The 16,088-nt window shown below is 67.8% G+C and carries 12 protein-coding genes and 1 tRNA gene; 6 read left to right on the forward strand and 7 right to left on the reverse strand.

Annotated features, from left to right (window positions below):
- Both DBR10_RS05425 and DBR10_RS19030 read right to left on the reverse strand, forming a co-directional pair.
- Positions 1–1,251: PDZ domain-containing protein (locus DBR10_RS05425; protein WP_233243286.1), on the reverse strand; the 1,251-nt coding region annotated here is incomplete at its 3' end.
- 72 nt (positions 1,252–1,323) lie between these two features.
- Positions 1,324–1,464, reverse strand: a complete 141-nt coding sequence (locus DBR10_RS19030; protein ID WP_158272179.1) for a hypothetical protein — start codon at positions 1,462–1,464, stop codon at positions 1,324–1,326.
- A gap of 231 nt (positions 1,465–1,695) precedes the next feature.
- On the opposite strand from DBR10_RS19030, the gene DBR10_RS05430 reads away from it, so the two are divergent.
- The 3 genes from DBR10_RS05430 (at position 1,696) to DBR10_RS05440 (ending at position 6,228) form a co-directional block, all read left to right on the forward strand.
- Positions 1,696–2,742, forward strand: coding sequence for a LacI family DNA-binding transcriptional regulator (locus tag DBR10_RS05430; protein ID WP_108503837.1), 1,047 nt, complete (start codon positions 1,696–1,698; stop codon positions 2,740–2,742).
- Between the two features lie 62 nt (positions 2,743–2,804).
- Entirely contained in the window at positions 2,805–5,060 is a 2,256-nt protein-coding gene (locus DBR10_RS05435) for a beta-glucosidase family protein (RefSeq protein WP_108503836.1), read from the forward strand.
- A 241-nt stretch (positions 5,061–5,301) separates the two neighbouring features.
- The gene (locus DBR10_RS05440; protein ID WP_108556198.1) at positions 5,302–6,228 is read left to right on the forward strand and encodes a Gfo/Idh/MocA family protein; all 927 of its coding nucleotides are present in this window, start codon (positions 5,302–5,304) and stop codon (positions 6,226–6,228) included.
- Positions 6,229–6,341: 113 nt separating this feature from the next.
- On the opposite strand, the gene DBR10_RS05445 is transcribed toward DBR10_RS05440, so the two are convergent.
- The 3 genes from DBR10_RS05445 to DBR10_RS05455 form a co-directional block, all read right to left on the reverse strand.
- On the reverse strand, positions 6,342–7,907 hold the full coding sequence (locus tag DBR10_RS05445) for a fatty acid--CoA ligase (protein ID WP_442861107.1): 1,566 nt from the start codon (positions 7,905–7,907) through the stop codon (positions 6,342–6,344).
- A 145-nt stretch (positions 7,908–8,052) separates the two neighbouring features.
- The gene (locus tag DBR10_RS05450) at positions 8,053–8,922 is read right to left on the reverse strand and encodes a copper resistance protein B (protein WP_108504094.1); all 870 of its coding nucleotides are present in this window, start codon (positions 8,920–8,922) and stop codon (positions 8,053–8,055) included.
- Positions 8,919–10,616, reverse strand: a complete 1,698-nt coding sequence (locus tag DBR10_RS05455) for a copper resistance system multicopper oxidase (protein WP_369831659.1) — start codon at positions 10,614–10,616, stop codon at positions 8,919–8,921. Before DBR10_RS05455 ends, DBR10_RS05450 begins: the two co-directional genes overlap by 4 nt.
- An 81-nt stretch (positions 10,617–10,697) precedes the next feature.
- Between DBR10_RS05455 and ybaK the strand changes: the two genes are divergently transcribed.
- Positions 10,698–11,171 (forward strand): Cys-tRNA(Pro) deacylase, encoded by a 474-nt coding sequence (gene ybaK, locus DBR10_RS05460; protein ID WP_108504096.1) that lies wholly within the window; start codon positions 10,698–10,700, stop codon positions 11,169–11,171.
- Positions 11,172–11,214: 43 nt separating this feature from the next.
- Positions 11,215–11,291, forward strand: a tRNA-Met gene (locus DBR10_RS05465).
- Between the two features lie 53 nt (positions 11,292–11,344).
- Here DBR10_RS05465 and DBR10_RS05470 read toward each other — a convergent pair.
- Positions 11,345–13,414, reverse strand: a complete 2,070-nt coding sequence (locus DBR10_RS05470) for a TonB-dependent receptor plug domain-containing protein (RefSeq protein WP_108504097.1) — start codon at positions 13,412–13,414, stop codon at positions 11,345–11,347.
- Between the two features lie 191 nt (positions 13,415–13,605).
- Positions 13,606–14,307: a histidine utilization repressor gene (gene hutC, locus DBR10_RS05475; protein ID WP_108490369.1), complete on the reverse strand. Its 702-nt coding sequence runs from the start codon at positions 14,305–14,307 to the stop codon at positions 13,606–13,608.
- A gap of 132 nt (positions 14,308–14,439) precedes the next feature.
- Between hutC and hutH the strand changes: the two genes are divergently transcribed.
- The gene (gene hutH / locus DBR10_RS05480; RefSeq protein WP_199225312.1) at positions 14,440–15,972 is read left to right on the forward strand and encodes a histidine ammonia-lyase; all 1,533 of its coding nucleotides are present in this window, start codon (positions 14,440–14,442) and stop codon (positions 15,970–15,972) included.
- Positions 15,973–16,088: the final 116 nt, after the last annotated feature.

Consider the following 16,088-nt stretch of genomic DNA (forward strand, 5'->3'; position numbering starts at 1 on the left):
CATGGTCCGCCGCCCGACCGTGCGTCGCCACAGCACGTCGCGGAACGGCAGATAGGCGAAGGCGACCACCAGCAGGGCCGCGCCCAGCGAGGCTTCGGGGCTGTAGCGGAGGACCACCAGCAGGACGGTATCGAGGACCAGCAGTGCGGCACCGGCCCCGAGATAGAACAGGATGCGGAAAGCCCACTGGTCGAGCTCGAACAGCCGGTGGCGGCGCAGCCCGACCGCCATGCCGACATAGATGATGACAAAGAAGCCCAGCGCAAAACGCGGATCAATCAGGGCCGGACGCCCCAGGCTGGCCGGTAGCGCCACGGAAACGATGAAGGCCCCTGCCCCGAGGATCACGGAGAGGCCGAGCCAGCGGGTCGCCGCCATCGCGGCGGGATCCTTGCGACTGGCATAGGCCTGGATCCCGATGGCGACGACGATCAGGATCATCTCGACCACCGTGCCACCCTGACCGGCCAGGTCGAGGCTGGGATTGCCCGGCAGCAGCGGTGACAGCGCCCAGAGCAGGACGCAGGCCGGGGCCAGCAGCATCATCGGCAGGGTCATGACCCGCCGGGGATAGCTCAGGAAGAAGGCGATCATCGCCCCGCCATAGGCGACGGCACCGCCCATGTTCAGCCAGAGGACAGGCGCGAGCACGGCGGCGTCCATGGCCAGCTCGACCGTCGCATGCACCGCCCAGCCGAAGGTGAAGGCCAGCATCGACAGACCGGTCAGGGCAAACAGCCGGGTCGCCAGCTCCCGCGGCCGCAGGGCCCAGACCCAGCCGCAGATCAGCGCCGCGATGAGGCCAAAGGACAGATTGGCCCAGAACTCGACCCCCAGGGTCGACAGGGGCCTGGGCCGGTCTTCGAGCACGACGGTACGCTGCGCGCCCCGGGCGTCCTCAAGTGTCAGCCGCACCGGTCGGGCCTGCAGGGCAGAGGCCACGGCGTCCTGGTGGCGCATTGCGGCATCGCTGAGCGCCTGGGTCGGCTGGCTGTCCTCGGTGGCGAGCGCCCGACCGTCGAGCCTCTTGCCCGCTACGGCGACCAGGGTTTCGCCCACCCGGACACCGGCCCGGGCCGCTGGACCGTCCGGAGCGACGCCCTCGACCTTCAGCGGCCCGTCGGCCGTCCCGGCGGTCAGATCGAGGCCCAGCCAGGCCGGGCCCGTCGACACGCTCACCGCCGCCAGGGCGACGGCGATGCAGAAAAAGACCACCCCGAGCAGAAGGGTGCTGGGAGAGGATACGCGCATGTCACCCCGGCAACTTGAAGGAAGAGAGCCTAGAGGCATTCCGTTACCGCCGTCCACAGCCGAGACCCGTGATCAGTGAACGGCGTTTATGTCAAAGCCCCCCCGGGCGATTGGCTTCCACGGTGCGGCCGGGCAGGCCTGGAACTGGGACAGGGCATAGGGACAGGGATCATAGAGGGTCTCGGTCAGGGCGACGACGACCCGGTCGCACATCAGTTTCGGACAGTGCCCAAGCCCGGGTGCGTGGCAGAAATGTCTGCCATTTTACCTCAAAATGTCCACAAAATGTCTCGACATGCGCGATTTTTTGACCCGTAAATGTCCTTGCCCATGACACTGAAGACAAGGTGGGCTATGATTCAAGAAGCGCGCCGCCTTGCCGCTGCCACCGTGAGCGTGGTGGTGTCGGGCGAGTGGGCCCATGGGCGTGGAAACAGACAGACTATGGCGACGATTCACGATGTGGCCGCACGGGCGGGTGTTTCGCCCAAGACGGTCTCTCGGGTGCTTAATGACCATGAGAGCGTCAGTGCCAAGACGCGCGACCGCGTTCGCGCGGCCATGCAGGACCTCGACTATCAGCCCAGCGCCGTGGCTCGCAGCCTGAGGTCCCAGGCCTCTTCGTCTGTCGGCGTCCTGATGGGCGACCCCAGCGGCGGCTATCACACCCGGGTGCATCACGCCCTTCTGCTGGGCTGTCTGGAGACCGGTCGACACCTGACGGTCGACCTGTTCGACGGCCCTGTCCCGGGCTGGCAGGATCGGATCCGCGCCTTTGTGACCGACGGCGGTATCCGCGAGATGATCCTCCTGCCGCCGGAGTGTGACTTCGGCCCCCTGAAGGCCCTGATGCGCGAGATGGAAGTGCGATGCGTGCTGATCTCGCCGACCAGCCCGGATCCCTATTTCCCGGCCATCGGCATGGATGACCGCGCTGCCGCCCGCGAGATTGTGGAGCACCTGTTTGCCCTGGGCCATACCCGCATCGGCCACATCTCGGGCCATCCCGACCACGCGGCCAGCACTCACCGCCGCAACGGCTTCTTCGAGGCCTATGCCGCACACGGCCTGCCCAAGCCGGGACCCGAGCTGATCGCCGACGGCGAGTTCACCTTCAAGACCGGAGTCGAGGCCGCCAAGGCGCTGCTGGACATCGACGAGCCGCCGACGGCGATCTTCGCGGCCAATGACGACATGGCCGCCGCCACCTGCATGGAAGCCCAGCGCCGCGGCCTGCGAATCCCCGACGACATTTCGGTCGTGGGGTTCGACGACGCGCCGATCGCCGGCGTGATCTGGCCGACCCTGACCACCATCCGCCAGCCGCTGGAACAGATGGCGCTTCGGGCCCTGCAAACCTTCAATGCCTGGAACGCCAACGAGGGGGCCGTGAAGTCGACGGCTCCGTTCCTGGCCCAGCACAGCCTGGTGACACGGGAATCGACCGGGCCTGCCCGGACCGGTCCTCCTCCGCCCCAGCCCAAATCCTGACCCCTGATTGCCCGCCGGCCGAAAAGAGCCGCCGGGCCCTGACACCGCGTAACGGAGGAAACATGAACCGGCAGACACTCCAGGGCTTGGCCCTGGCCCTGATGATCGGCGCGTCCGCGACGGCGTTGAACGCCAGCGCCCAGACCACCGCCCCGGCCTCCGCGACCGCAGCCCAGCCCTGGCTGGATCCAAAGCTTGATGCCGACACCCGCGCCGATCTGGCGGTCAAGGCGATGACCCAGGACGAAAAGCTGACCTTGGTGTTCGGCTATTTCGGGGCCGACATGAAGCCGAAATACACCCGCATCGAGGGATCCCTGCCCGGCTCGGCCGGCTATGTTAAGGGCATCCCGCGCCTGGGCATCCCCGAGCAGTGGGAAACCGACGCCGGCATCGGCGTGGCCACGCAAGGCAGTGCCAAGGAGTTCCGCGAGCGTACCGCCCTGCCCTCGGGCATGGCGACCACCGCCACCTGGAACCCGGAACTGGCCTACAAGGGCGGAGCCATGATCGGCTCGGAAGCCCGCAATTCCGGCTTCAACGTCATGCTGGCCGGCGGCGTCAATCTGGTTCGCGAGCCGCGCAACGGCCGCAACTTCGAGTATGGCGGTGAAGATCCCCTGCTGGCGGCGACCATGGTCGCCGCCCAGATCAAGGGCATCCAGTCGAACAACATCGTCTCGACCATCAAGCACTATGCCCTGAACAACCAGGAGACGGGCCGCTTTATCCTCAGCGCCAATATCGACCAGACCTCGGCCCGGATGTCCGACCTGCTGGCCTTCCAGCTGGCCATGGAGCAGTCGGACCCGCACTCGGTCATGTGCGCCTATAACCGCGTGAACAGCGTCTATGCCTGCGAGAACGACTGGTTGCTGAACACGGTCCTGAAGCAGGACTTCGGGTTCAAGGGCTATGTGATGTCTGACTGGGGCGCGGTGCACTCCGGATCCAAGGCGGTCAATGCGGGCCTCGACCAGCAGTCGGCCGGCGAGGCCTTCGACAAGCAGAACTTCCTGGGCTCGGTGCTTAAGGCCGACCTCGCCAGCGGCGCGGTCAGTGGCGCACGCCTCGACGACATGGCTCGCCGGGTCACCCGCGCCCTGTTCGCCAGCGGCGCGGTGGACAAGCCCGTCAAGATCGCGCCCATCGACTTCACCGCCAACGGCAAGATCACCCAGGCCGATGCGGAAGAAGCCATCGTCCTGCTGAAGAACGACAGGGGCCTGTTGCCCCTGGCGAAAACGGCCAGGACCATCGCCATCATCGGGGCCCATGCCGACGTCGGCGTGCTGTCGGGCGGTGGCTCGTCCCAGGTCTATCCGGTCGGTGGTCGCGCGATGCAGGGCCTGGAGCCCGCCACCTGGCCGGGCCCGGTGATCTACTACCCCTCCTCGCCGATGAAGGCCCTTCAGGCCCGCTATCCCGGCGCGAAGATCACCTTCCATGACGGCAAGGATCCGGCTGCGGCCGCAAAGCTCGCCGCCGCCAGCGATCTGGCCATCGTCTTTGCGGATCAGTGGACCACCGAGTCGGAAGACGTCTGGACCCTGAACCTGCCCAAGAACCAGGACGCGACCATCGCCGCGGTTGCGGCGGCCAACACCAAGACCATCGTCGTGCTCGAAACCGGTGGGCCGGTGCTGATGCCCTGGCTGAATGAGGTCGGGGCCGTGGTCCAGGCCTGGTTCCCCGGGACCAGCGGCGGCGAGGCCATCGCCCGTGTCCTGACCGGTGAGGTCGACGCGTCGGGCCGCCTGCCGGTCACCTTCCCCAAGGACGTGGCCCAGCTGCCGCGCCCCAAGCTGGACGGCGATCCCAAGGCCCCCGAAACCCCGTTCGACGTCGACTACACGATCGAAGGCGCGGCGGTCGGCTACAAGTGGTTCGACAAGAAGGGCCATGAGCCGCTGTTCCCGTTCGGCTACGGCCTGTCGTACACCAGCTTCGGCTATTCGGACCTGAAGACCTCTGAGGCCAACGGCGTGCTGACGGTCAGCTTCTCGGTGACCAACACCGGGACCCGCACCGGCAAGGCCGTGCCGCAGGTCTATGTCTCGCCCAAGGCCGGAGGCTGGGAAGCCCCCAAGCGTCTGGCTGGATTCAAGAAGGTCGAACTGGCACCGGGGGCCAGCACGGTCGTCAGCCTGACGGTCGACCCGCGCCTGGTGTCGGTGTGGGACGACAAGGCCCATGGCTGGTCGATCGCGGCCGGTGACTATGATGTCGCCCTCGGCGCTTCGTCGCGCGCCCTGTCGGTCACCTCGACCGTGACCCTGAAGGCCCAGGCCCTGCCGGTCTCGCCGCGCGCCCGGTAGCCCTCAGGACGGCCTGACCGGCCAACCCCGGTCAGGCCACCGTCCCCTGCAATCTTGCCGGCTCACTCCTCCGCCTGCCGGCCTAAGGCGCGCTGTCCCTGACGGCGCGCCTCTTTCTTGACCATGGCGCGGCCACAGCCCCGGCAGCGGGCCGGATTTCTGAGACTTGGGCCTTCTGGATTTATAATATAATACACCACCCAACCGGTCTCTTTGCGCCGGAGCACATGAGGAGGACGGCGTGAGCGTTATCAGGGTGGGGATCGTCGGCGTCGGCAAGATCGCCAGGGACCAGCACATTCCCGCCATCGCCGCCGATCCGGGCCTGGAGCTTGTGGCGATCGCCAGCCGTTCGCGTCCCGAAGTCGGAGTCCCGGCGTTCGAGACCCTCGACGAGATGCTGGCCGACGGCCCGCCGGTCGATGCGATCGCCCTCTGCACCCCGCCCCAGGCCCGCCGGGCGACCGCCCTGGCCGCCCTGGCGGCCGGCAAGCACGTGTTTCTGGAAAAACCGCCGGGCTCGACCGTCGGCGAGGTCGGCGATCTGGTCGCCCTGGCCGCCGAGCGTGGCGTGACCCTGTTTGCCAGTTGGCATTCTCGCTTTGCCGCCGGGGTGCCGACCGCAAAGGCGTTCCTGGCCGACCGGACGATCCACGCCATCGACATCCAGTGGCGCGAGGACGTCCGCCGCTGGCATCCGGGCCAGACCTGGATCTGGGAAGCCGGTGGCCTGGGCGTCTTCGATCCGGGCATCAATGCCCTGTCGATCCTGACCGAGATCATGCCCAACGAGGTGTTCGTCACCGACGCGCGGCTCGACGTGCCCGAAAACGTCCAGTCGCCGATCGCCGCCCACATGGCCATGACCGACATCGCCGGAACGGCCATCACCGCCGACTTCGACTTCCTGCAGACCGGTCCGCAGACCTGGGACATCACCGCCGTCACAGACCGGGGCACCCTGCGCCTGTCCAGCGGCGGGGCGCAGATCGAGGTCGACGGCCAGCCGGTGGTTCAGGCCAGCGATGCCGAGTATCCGGGGCTCTACAAGCGCTTCGGCGACCTGATCCGCGCCGGGCAGTCCGAGGCCGATATCCGGCCGCTGGCCCTGGTGGCTGACGCCTTCCTGGTCGGACGTCGCGAGCGGGTCGAGGCGTTCGTGGAGTAGGCGATCAACTTACCCCCTCCGCGCTTCGCGCTCCTCCCCCATAGGGGGAAGATGACGTCATCCGCCCCCTATGGGGGCGGACGACCGCGAAGCGGTCAGGTGGGGGCAAGTATTCAGTTCACCTGCCGGGACCGGCCCTCCCAGTAGGGGGCCCGCAGTTCGCGGCGCAGGATCTTGCCGGACGGGTTGCGTGGCAGGACGTCGATGAAGTCGATGGTCTTGGGGGCCTTGAAGGCCGCAATACGGGTCCGGGCGAAGGCGATGATGCTTTCGGGGTCGGGCTCGGCACCGGGCTTGAGCACCACCATCGCCTTGACCGCCTCGCCCCACTTCTCGTCAGGCACCCCGATCACCGCCACCTCGGCCACCGACGGGTGGCCATAGACGGCGCTCTCGACCTCGGCCGGATAGATGTTCTCGGCCCCCGAGATGATCATGTCCTTCACCCGGTCGTGGATGAACAGATAGCCGTCCTCGTCGAGATAGCCGGCATCACCGGTACGCAGCCAGCCGTCGGCATCGACCGTCGCGGCCGTGGCGGCATCCAGCTTCCAGTAGCCGGCCATGTTCGAGGCCGAGCGGGTGGCGATCTCGCCCACCGTATTGGGCGGCAGGGTATTGCCGGCCTCGTCCATCACCTTCAGCTCGACGCCCGGCAGGGGCAGACCGGCCGAGCGCATGCGGGCATTGCCAGCGGGATCATGATCTTCCGGCGGCAGATAGACGATGGTGCCGGTGGTCTCGGTCATGCCGTACTGCTGGCAGAAGCCGCAGCCGAACACCTCGATGCACTCGCGCAGCAGGTCCAGCGGGATCGGGGCCGCGCCATACAGGATGTGGCTCAGGCACGAATAGTCGACCTCGCGGGCCCGCGGCAGGCGCACGACGATCTGCAGGGCGGCCGGGACCATGAACATCTTCGAGATCCGGTCCTGCTCGATGAAGTCCAGCACCTTGAAGGGGTCGAACTCACGGGCCACGACGCCCCTGGCACCGTTCAGCAGGCCGACCAGCCCCCAGCCGCTGCCGCCGATGTGCGAGACCGGCATGGCGACGAGGCTGACATCATTTGGCCCCCACTGGTTCCAGGCCATCGGCTCCTGGGCGGCGCGGCGGCGCAGGCCCAGCAGGTTGTCATGGGTCAGCATCGCGCCCTTGGGCCGGCCCGTGGTTCCGGAGGTATAGAGCTGGATGGCGATGTCGCTGGTGGTGATCGGCACGGCCGGATCGACCGGCGAGGCCGCGTCGCGCCAGGCCTCGAAGGTCTGCAGACTGTTGCCGGCCACGGGCTCCATCAGGATCACCTCGGGCCGCCAGGTCAGCTCGGCCGCGACGGCCTCGATCTGGCCGATCAGTTCAGGGCCGACAAAGACGATCCTGGCATCGCTATCGCCGACGATATAGGCCACCTCCGGCGGGGCGAGGCGCCAGCCGATCGGGGCGGTGATCACACCGGCCTTGGCCGCGCCGAACAGCAGCTCGAAATAGAGGTCGCTGTTCTTGCCGACATAGGCGACGCGATCGCCCTTCTTCAGGCCGGCGGCGATCAGGGCGTTGGCGACCTGGCTGGTCTTGCGGTCGAACCCGGCAAAGGTCGTGTCGCGACCTTCAAAACTGAGGGCAACCGCCTGGCCACGCACCTCGCCGTGATAGCGGGCCACGTCGCCCAGCGTCGGCATACGGTCGAAATCGATATCCACCACCTGTCGGATCTCCCCTGTCTGGCCGCGCCGCGTGACGTGTCGAGCCGTCACTTCCGTCCGCGTCAAACAGATGTTGGAACGACGTTCCGCGCACGGCAAGCCACTCGTAGGGGAAGTCCGCTCAGAACCAGGCCCGAAGCCCGACCACCAGGCTGGATCCGCCGACCCGCTCGCCGGCCGCCCGCGCGTGATCGGCCTCGTCCCCGAAGGCCCGGTGCCGCAGCAGGCCGACATAGGGCGCAAACTCCGGGGTGATCGCATAGCGCAGCCGCAGGCCCAGCTCAGCCTCCTGTCCGTCCTCGGCCAGATAGGTCTCGACCTTGGTCTGCAGCACCAGGCGACCGGTCAGGCGCAGGTCGTGGGCCGCCTCCAGCCGGGCCGACAGGTCGCCGCGATCCGACAGGAAGGCCGCCGCCTTGGTCTCGATCCAGTACGGGGCGAGGCCCTCGACGCCGAGCGTGGCATAGGTCCGCCCCTTCGGCTCGATATCCTGCCTCAGCCCCGCCTGGGCGTCGAAATAGGGACCGATCGGCCAGGACCGCAGGGCCTGAAGCTCGCCGGTTTCCCAGCCTTCGCCGCGCCCATGCTCACCGCGCGCCTTGAGCACCCACCGGCCGGCATCGTTGCCGATCCAGGCCTCGCCCTCGAAGGCGGCCGCATCGGGGCCTTTGCCCGTGCGCAGCTCGGCCTGCTCGGCCAGCACCATCCAGTAGGCGCCGCCGCCGTGCTCCCCGGCCAGGGTGGCGCGGGCGGCGGCCATGCTGGCCGGACTGAACAGGCGGTCGGCGGCGTGATCGCCGGCGGGGGAAACCGCAACCGGCGGCGCGGCGGGCTCCGGCATGGCGTGGCCGGCGTGCGGGTCAGCCGCCGGCACGTGGTGACCCGCATGCGGATCAACCGGCGCGGTCTGCTGGGCCGGCGCAGGGGGCGGCGGCATCTGGTGATGCTCGTGCTGCAGCAGCGCCAGGGCGATCAGCAGGGCCGCACTCATGCGGCGGCTCCGTCCAGCGGCCGCACGGTGACGACATTGAACATGCCCGCATGCATGTGCATCAGCATGTGACAGTGGAAGGCCCAGTCACCCGGCGCATCCGCTGTCAGATCAAAGGCCACCCGGCCGCCCGGCGCGACACTGACCGTATGCTTGCGCGGATTGAGCGGCCCGTGGCCGACATCCACCTCGAAGAAATGGCCGTGCAGGTGGATGGGGTGGGCCATCATGCTGTCATTGACGAGCACCACCCGCGCCCGCTCGTCGCGCTGGAAGGCGATGGGCTTTTTCAGCGGCCCGAAGGCCTCGCCGTCAAAGGCCCACATGAAGCGCTCCATATTGCCGGTCAGGTGGATCTCCACAGTACGGCCGGGCGGGCGTGGATCGGTATTGGGGGTGAGCGCCTTCAGGTCGGTATAGAGCAGCACCCGGTGACCCGCGTCTTCCAGCCCCTGCGGCGGCTCGCCCAGCCGGTCGGCGGGCATCGGCGAGATCGCCTGCACGCCGGGGGTCAGCCTGACCGACGGCGCATTGGCCCCGTCGCGCATGGCCATGCTCATGCCCGACATATCGTGTCCCATCCCGGCATGGGCCGACATGTCCATGCCCATGTCCTTCATGGTGGCCAGCGGCCGGGCCCGCAGCGGCGGGACCGGCGCACTCATCCCTAGGCGGGGCGCGAGGGTAGCGCGGGTCAGGCCCGAGCGGTCCGATGACTCGGCCACCAGGCTGTAGGCGAGGTCCTGCGTCGGCTGGACGATCACGTCATAGGTCTCGGCCGGCGAGATCTGGAACTCGTCGACCTCGACCGGGGCCACGTCCAGACCGTCGGCCTGGACCACCCGCATCGGCAGGCCCGGTATGCGGACGTTGAAGACGGTCATGCCGCCGGCATTGATGAAGCGCAGCCGCACCCGCTCGCCCGGCGTGAACAGGCCGGTCCAGTTGTCCTTGGGCCCATGGCCATTGACCAGATAGGTGTAGGCCGAGGCGGTCACGTCGAGGATGTCGGTGGGATCCATCCGCATCTTCGACCATTCCAGCCGGTCCTTCAGCGACTGGTCGCGACCGGCCAGCAGACCGGCCACCGTCTGCTTGTTGCGGTTGAAATAGCCGGCCTGGGCTTTCAGCTTGCGCATCAGGACGTGAGGATGGGCGAAGCTGAAGTCCGACAGCACCACCACATGTTCGCGATCAAAGGGGGCCGGATCGGGCGTGGCGGGCTCGATGACGATGGAGCCGAACACCCCTTCCTGTTCCTGCATGCCCGAATGGCTATGATACCAGTAGGTGCCGGCCTGCTTGATCTGGAACTCATAGACGAAGGTCTCGCCCGGCCTGATGCCCGGAAAGCTGACACCCGGCACGCCGTCCATCTGGAACGGCACCAGCAGGCCATGCCAGTGGATCGAGGTGTCCTCGTCCAGGGCATTGGTCACCGCCAGCCGGACGGTCTGGCCTTCCTTCAGCCGGATCTGCGGCCCGGGCACGGTGCCGTTGACCGCAATGGCATGGCCCGGCTTGCCGTCGATGGTGACTGCCGCGTGGCCGATGGTCAGGGCGATATCCTCGCCGCTCAGGATCTGGGGCGCGCGGATACCGTCTGACACGCCCGCCCCCGCGCCGGTCGCCAGGGCGGCAACGCCCAGACCTGCAGCACCGGCGAGCACCTGACGACGATCGGGAGACTGGATCACAGCAACGCTCCGGTCCCGGCACGCCCCATAGCGCCCCGAGGTTCCATCCAGCCCGACACTTGGGGTATCACCCGGGCGATGTCCAGAAGCACCCCCGCAACTGTCGCGGCGACCAAGGCCGGGATCGCCTTCGAGCTGGTGACCTATGATTACGACCCCGGTTCCGAGCGGGTCGGACTGCAGGCGGCCGAGGCGCTGGGCGAGGATCCGGCCCGGGTGCTGAAAACCCTGGTCGTGCTGCTGGACGGCAAGCCCGCCTGTGTGGTCCTGCCCTCGGATCGGGAAGTCAGCATGAAGAAGCTGGCCGCCGCCCTCGGCGGCAAGTCGGCGACCATGATGCCCGTGCCCGACGCCGAACGGATCACCGGCTACAAGGTCGGCGGCGTCAGCCCCTTCGGCCAGAAGAAGCGCCTGCCCACCGCCGTGGAAGAGGCCGCCCTCGCCCAGCCCCACGTCTTCGTCAACGGCGGCCAGCGGGGGCTGCAGATGCGGCTGTCACCCGCCGATCTGGTCAATGCGCTGGGGGCGAAGACGGCGTCCATCGTGGCTTGATCAAACCGCCGTTTGTCGCCTATAAGCCGCCCCTTCCTGGCCCGGTTGGGTAGCTCAGATGGTTAGAGCGGTGGATTCATAACCCACAGGTCGGCGGTTCGATCCCGCCTCCAACCACCAGGACCTCACGCCCCGCCGGGCTGTTGCCGGCGACGGGGCGCTTTCTCCCAAACTCAGAAGGTCTTGCGCAGCCGCAGCGACACGAAGGTCCGCGGGTCGATATTGCGCTCTTCGATGAAGGCGATCGCCCGGGTGGTGCGGTCGGCATAGACCGTGCGGCGGAGGTCGAAATTGTCCCACAGGTTCAGCTGGGCCCTGACCGCAAGGCTGGTGGTCGGCTTGTACTCGACGAAGGCCTCGTAATAGTCGGTGCCGCGCCAGGTGTTGGTCTGGTCCGGATCATAGGTGCGCTCGCCCAGCAGCGGCAGCCAGTTGATCCCCCACTCGATCTTGTAGCGGGGCAGGTCCTGCTCGAAGCCGACATTGGCCTGGCTGGCCCGCACGTCCGAGATCGGCCGGGCCTTGCCGGTGGTGGGATCGACGACCTTGGTCTTGTTCCAGTCGTTGCGGAAGGTGAACCGCCCGCCCGGCACGTGCAGCTTGTCCAGCGGCACCACGATATTGACCGACAGCCGGTCCAGGGTGCCGTCGCCGATATTGCCGATGGCTGAAAGGTTGCCCGGCAGCGGCAGACGGTCGATCACGCCGATGATCTCGTCATGACGGTAGCCGACCGAGACGATGCCCTGTCCCCAGAACCGGCCCTCATAGGCCAGTTCCGAGATCCAGCGCTGTTCCGGCTCGAGATCGACATTGCCACCATAGACGGTGTCATTGCCCAGTTCGGCCGAAGCGGCGAAATCATCGAAATCCAGCTGGCCCAGTTCACGCTCGAAGCGGAAGCGCAGCTGGTTGGCCGCCACCGGGGTCCAGGTCACCAGCAGCCGGGGCTTGGCATAGAAGAAGCTCTTGGACTGGGCCGCATCGCCCGACTGTTCGATCTTTGAGGTCTCCAGGCGCAGGCCGCCCTCGACGGTCAGCTTGGGGCTGACCCGCCAGGTGGCCTTGGAGAAGGCCTCGCCGCGGGTTTCCTCGACCTTGACCGAGGCCGACGGCAGGACCACCGGCACGCCGCCCTGGGTGAAGGCCTGGCTGACATCCAGCATGTTGTAGGCGACCTCGCCCCCGGCCTCGAGGGTCAGGCTGCTGGAGTGCTCGTTGCGGACCAGGGCCCGCACGATGGACTCCGACGCATCGCCCTTCGAGGTGAACCTCTGCTTCGGGCGCGCCACGCCGTTCAGCGTCTCGGCATTGAGCGCCTCGTCCTCGGACGTCTCGAACTCGTGGATCAGGCGGGCCTCCAGCGACCATTTTGGCTTGATCACCCGCGTCCAGGTCAGGCCCAGCTCGCCGTTCTTCTCGTCATTGCGATAGTCGTTTTCCCGCAGCGCGGTCGCCGAGCTCTGGCGGCTCCACTGGTTCCAGTCATTGATGCCGTAGCGCGCCGTGGCATCCAGCTTGCCGCCGGCGAACGGGCCGTTGAAATTGCCCCGCACGCTGTTGCCGCCGCCCCAGCTGTCGTTGACATAGGCCTCGTCACGAATGATCGCGCCGCTGCGGTCGCGCCGGACCACGCGGCCCGGACCGTTGGCGTCGCTCGACCCCATGCCGTCCGACAGGGTGATGCCCCAGCTGCGCTCGCCGTCGCGGGCGGTGAACTGGTAGCTGCCGCCATAGATGTCATGGCCGCCGTCGAACAGCATGCTGTTCAGGGTCAGGACCGACTGCCGGCTGGCCGTGGTCTTGAGGATCACGTTCACGATCACCGCATAACCCTGCATGTCGATGCCCGGCGCGCCGCCCCGGATCAGCTCGATGCGGTCAACCTGGCTGGCCGGGGTGCGCGACAGGACGTTGGAGCCGCTGTCGTTCTTGGTGGCCGGGCGGTTGTTGTTGATCAGGATATTGCCGACCGCGCCCTCGAATCCGCGCGCGCCCGAGCCGTTGTCGGCCGAGAAGCCGGGCACCCGGTTGACCATGTCCAGAGCGGTGTTGGGCCGCTGGGCGGCGAAGAACTCGGGCTGGAACACCAGAACGCCGCGCTGGCTGGCGTCGTCCAGCGGCGCTGTAGCCGTCGGACCGGTTGGAACCGGAGCCTGGGCCACCTGCGGCGTCTCGGCGGCCAGGGCGCTGCCGGTGCTCAGGATCAGTGCGGTGGTGGCCAGCAGGATGGTTCTGGTCATCAGGGTCCCCTCAGATTTACTGACGGGAGAACTGCCGGTCTGGACCCTTCACCTCAAGTTACAAGCCGGAAAGGTGGATTACATATCTGACATCATTACAGGACGGTAATGAAACCACAGCGTTGAATGCAAACGTTTCTATTCAAAGACCGTCGTAAACCTGTGCAGGTCTACTGGCTTTCATCGCGTCATCAGCCAGCCGGTCCGAACCGCGCCATCAGGTCATAGGCCTCGCCCGGAAAGATCTGGCACACCCGGGTGACGGGCTCGCCGCCGCGCCAGGTACGGCGGTCCACGACCAGACAGGCGGCGGCCTCGTGCAGGTCGAGCAGGGACGCGATGGCCGCATCCGCATTGACGGCACTGATCCGGCTCTCGGCTTCTGTCCAGGCGATGTTTTCCAGCAGCCAGGCCCCCGGCGGAACGGTCGCGAGGTCGGCCAGGGCGGCGTCAGGCGCGGCGACAAGGGCGATCAGGCGCCGCTCAAGGGCAAAGGGCCGCCCCGCCGCATCATGCACGCCCTCGATCTCCAGCAGCTCACCGCCGGCCGCCAGGACTACCTCGTCAGGCAGGGCGGGATCGGGGCTGCGCACCCGGCTCAGCCGCAGGCGAAAGCCATAGGCCTCACCCCGGCTCCGGATCGTGGAGGGGATGTCGGGGATGTTCAGGACCGGCGCATGCACCTTCGGCCGGGCCACGAAGGATCCTGCCCGCTTGCGCCGCACGATCAGACCGGCCTCGACGAGGGCGGCCATGGCCTTGCTGACCGTCATCCGCGCGCAGCCATACTGGGCCATCAGTTCGGTCTCGAACGGCACGCGATAGTCGGCCGGCCAGGCCCCCGAGCGGATCTGCCCTTCGATGTCCTCACGGATACGCTGATGCAAAGACAGGGCCCTGGTCACCCGGGAACACTCCGAAACCTTGGCCTCGAACGCTGGACTCGCGCCGTCGCCTTGCAATATGTCTATACATATTAGAGCCGGCCACAAGCGGTCCGGTGCCCTCCAGAAGGCCTCGTGACCATGGTCGTGCTGCATCCGGGCGAGGTCTTCCTCGTCGAATGGAAGAAGGTCTATCGCGGCGCGCCCGCACGGCTGCCCGAGGCCGCCTGGCCGGTGATTGCCCGCAGCGCTGAAGCCGTCCGGCGCATCCTCGACCGGGGCGAGCCGGTCTACGGGATCAATACCGGCTTTGGAAAACTGGCCAGCGTGAGGATCGGCGACGGGGATCTGGAAACCCTGCAACGCAACATCGTGCTGTCACACGCCGCCGGCACCGGCGAGCCCTCCCCCGTAGCGGTGGTCCGCCTGATGCTGGCCCTGAAACTGGCCAGTCTGGCTCAGGGGGCCTCGGGCGTGCAGGTCGAGACCGTGAAGCTGCTGGAGGCCATGCTCGAAAAGGGCCTGACGCCGGTCGTGCCCTGCCAGGGCTCGGTCGGGGCCTCGGGCGATCTGGCCCCTCTGGCCCACATGGCTGCGACCATGATCGGGGTCGGAGAGATCTTCGTCGACGGCGTTCGCCGCCCCGCTGGAGAGGCCCTGGCCGAGGCCGGCCTGTCGCCCCTGACCCTGGGCCCCAAGGAGGGTCTGGCCCTGCTGAACGGCACCCAGTTCTCGACCGCCAATGCCATGGCCGCCCTGTTCGAGGCCGAGTTGCTGTTCCAGTCGGCCCTGGTCACCGGGGCCCTGTCGACCGAGGCCGCCAAGGGCTCGGACACCCCGTTCGATCTGCGTATCCACCGCCTGCGCCGCCATGTCGGCCAGATCGAGACCGCTTCGGCCCTTCGCGAGCTGATGGCCGGCTCGGCGATCCGCGCCTCGCACCTGAAGGAGGACGAGCGGGTCCAGGACCCCTACTGCCTGCGCTGCCAGCCCCAGGTGATGGGCGCGGCCCTCGACATCCTGCGCCAGGCCGCCTTTACCCTGGCCAATGAGGCCAATGGCGTCTCCGACAATCCGCTGATCTTCCCCGGCGAGGGGGACCAACCTGACGAGGCCCTGTCTGGCGGCAACTTCCACGCCGAGCCGGTGGCCTTCGCCGCCGACATCATCGCCCTGGCCGTCTGCGAGATCGGCTCGATCGCCGAGCGCCGCATCGCCATGCTGGTCGACCCGGCCCTGTCCGGCCTGCCGGCCTTCCTGACGCCCAGGCCGGGCCTGAACTCGGGCTTCATGATCCCGCAGGTCACGGCCGCAGCCCTGGTCTCGGAGAACAAGCAGAAGGCCTATCCGGCCAGCGTCGACTCGATCCCGACCTCGGCCAACCAGGAAGACCATGTTTCGATGGCCGCCCACGGGGCCCGTCGCCTGCTGGCCATGGTCGAGTCGGCCACCGCCATCCTCGGCATCGAGCTGCTGGCGGCGGCGCAAGGCTGCGACTTCCACGCCCCGCTGAAATCCAGCCCGACCCTGGAGGCCGTCCGCGCCCTGCTGCGCAAGCAGGTGCCGCACCTGACCGACGACCGCCACTTCCACCCGGATATGGAGGCCGCCAACCTGCTGGTGCGGTCCGGCGCGGTGATCGGCTCGGCAGGGGACCTGCCGGGGGTCTGCTGACCGGGCCTGATCGGAGGTGCGACAAGGCGGCGCGCGGCGAATGTCGCAGTGGCTGGTGCCCGAGTCGCTCTTGATCCTTGGCGGGGTTGATGGAGACCCCCCATGCCCCGCCCGAT

It is taken from the genome of Caulobacter sp. HMWF025 (assembly GCF_003060965.1).
Lineage (GTDB): Bacteria > Pseudomonadota > Alphaproteobacteria > Caulobacterales > Caulobacteraceae > Caulobacter.

Bases quoted from the DNA above. Each gene is read 5' to 3' on its own strand.
- DBR10_RS05450 (WP_108504094.1), bottom strand. From the start codon at position 8,922: ATGAGTGCGGCCCTGCTGATCGCCCTGGCGCTGCTGCAGCACGAGCAT.
- DBR10_RS05430 (WP_108503837.1), top strand. From the start codon at position 1,696: ATGGCGACGATTCACGATGTGGCCGCACGGGCGGGTGTTTCGCCCAAG.
- DBR10_RS05470 (WP_108504097.1), bottom strand. From the start codon at position 13,414: ATGACCAGAACCATCCTGCTGGCCACCACCGCACTGATCCTGAGCACC.
- ybaK (WP_108504096.1), top strand. From the start codon at position 10,698: ATGTCCAGAAGCACCCCCGCAACTGTCGCGGCGACCAAGGCCGGGATC.
- DBR10_RS19030 (WP_158272179.1), bottom strand. From the start codon at position 1,464: ATGTGCGACCGGGTCGTCGTCGCCCTGACCGAGACCCTCTATGATCCC.
- hutH (WP_199225312.1), top strand. From the start codon at position 14,440: ATGGTCGTGCTGCATCCGGGCGAGGTCTTCCTCGTCGAATGGAAGAAG.
- DBR10_RS05445 (WP_442861107.1), bottom strand. From the start codon at position 7,907: ATGCCGACGCTGGGCGACGTGGCCCGCTATCACGGCGAGGTGCGTGGC.
- DBR10_RS05435 (WP_108503836.1), top strand. From the start codon at position 2,805: ATGAACCGGCAGACACTCCAGGGCTTGGCCCTGGCCCTGATGATCGGC.